This is a genomic window from Mesorhizobium sp. M7A.F.Ca.CA.001.04.2.1, assembly GCF_003998485.1.
GTDB lineage: Bacteria > Pseudomonadota > Alphaproteobacteria > Rhizobiales > Rhizobiaceae > Mesorhizobium > Mesorhizobium ciceri.
The window spans coordinates 1-1,458 of the sequence record NZ_RZQT01000277.1; the positions used below are offsets into that span (position 1 = coordinate 1).

General features: G+C 58.4%; 1 pseudogene. It reads left to right on the forward strand.

The features are described from left to right. Positions 1-1,052 precede the first annotated feature (1,052 nt). A pseudogene (locus EN955_RS35030) lies at positions 1,053-1,458 on the forward strand (DNA ligase); the annotation flags it as partial.

A 1,458-nucleotide genomic window follows, 5' to 3' on the forward strand; every position in this document is an offset into this window, starting at 1 on the left:
CAAGGAAAGGCAACCCTTGGCCGGGCCCGCATCGGTCCTCACCCAAGCGGTGCGGGCCCACTGTCGATGCTGCCGAGCCCGTCTTCACACCCTTGGGCGTATCTTTCGAACAGTTCCACCTTTTCTGAATAAGGAAGGCGGTGTAAACGCTGGCAACCTTCGCACCGATAGTGGGCGGCAACGATGAACCAACGCCCTGGCTTGGTGAACTCGTTTCCACATCCGGGGCATTTGAGTGTCATCTCAACCGAAGATAGTTTCTGGGAGAGCGGCATCAGGTCGCGTAACTCAAACTGCCGACGCCAGAATCAGCGTTATCCCCACCACCGTCGACGCATAGATCGTGGCTAAAGCACGATCGGTCGAGGAATACTCGGCGGGTGTGCGAGGCCGGCGAAGTCGGGGCCTCGGAATGTTTCGGTGCCCACGGGACGTTGGCGGAAGCGTTGTCATTGCAAGCGTGCAAAGATAGACGCTGGGCTATATCGGCGGCGATCAGAGAATAGTCCGCCACCAATTTCGACCTGTCCGAGACAATGGAGATTTCACGTTGCAACATCGCGCGCCTCCCATGAGTTCTCCCAACTGACGGGTCTAAATTATGTTCCGCCAATTTTGAGAGGGGTGCTGCTGCCGATGTGCTGGCGCGGCTAATCTACCAGCAACAGGAGCGGCTTGCTTTGGCTGCTCGTGCCAAATCACCTGCCGCAAGTCGCGCATGTCGACCTGCTGTCCGCACGTCGGGCAGGTATAGAAGTTGTCGTCCTCATCGGCTGGTTCGCCGCCGTGCTCCTTGCCGGGAATGGATGGTCCACGTCGGACGGCCTCGTCATGGCTGTCAAACAGTCAATTCGTCTAAAATGTTCCGGAACCATTTTAGCGCATGCTAAATTGAAACGCAGTCTTGCGGGTCAGTTCATGCGTCTGAAGTTCATCCGGCCAATGTTCCCCACGCTTGTCGAGGTGCCGCCGACAGGGGACAACTGGATTCACGAAATCAAGTACGATGGCTACCGGACGCAAATCATAATCGAGACGGCACGGCCCGAGCGATCACGCGAAGAGGCTATGACTGGTCATCGACGTACAAGACGATTGTCGAGGCGGCGGCAACCCTTTCTCCCAAGTCGGCAATCATCGACGGCGAGGCAATCGTCCTCAATGGGAAGGGCGTGTCGGATTTCCATTCGCTGCGGTCCGCAATGCGATGGGCGCCGGATCGGATCATCTTCGTCGCCTTCGATCTGTTGCACCTGGACGGGGTCAACTTGCGCCCAGCACCTCTGCTGGAACGTCGGGAAAAGCTGCTCGAACTCGTCGGGCCTGCCAAGGGCGTGATCCAGTACAGTCACCATGTGCATGGCGGCGGGGCCGACTTCTACGCCGCGGTTGATCGCATGGGCCTGGAGGGCATGGTGTCGAAGCGGCCTGACAGCGTTTATCGGTCAGGCGACACCG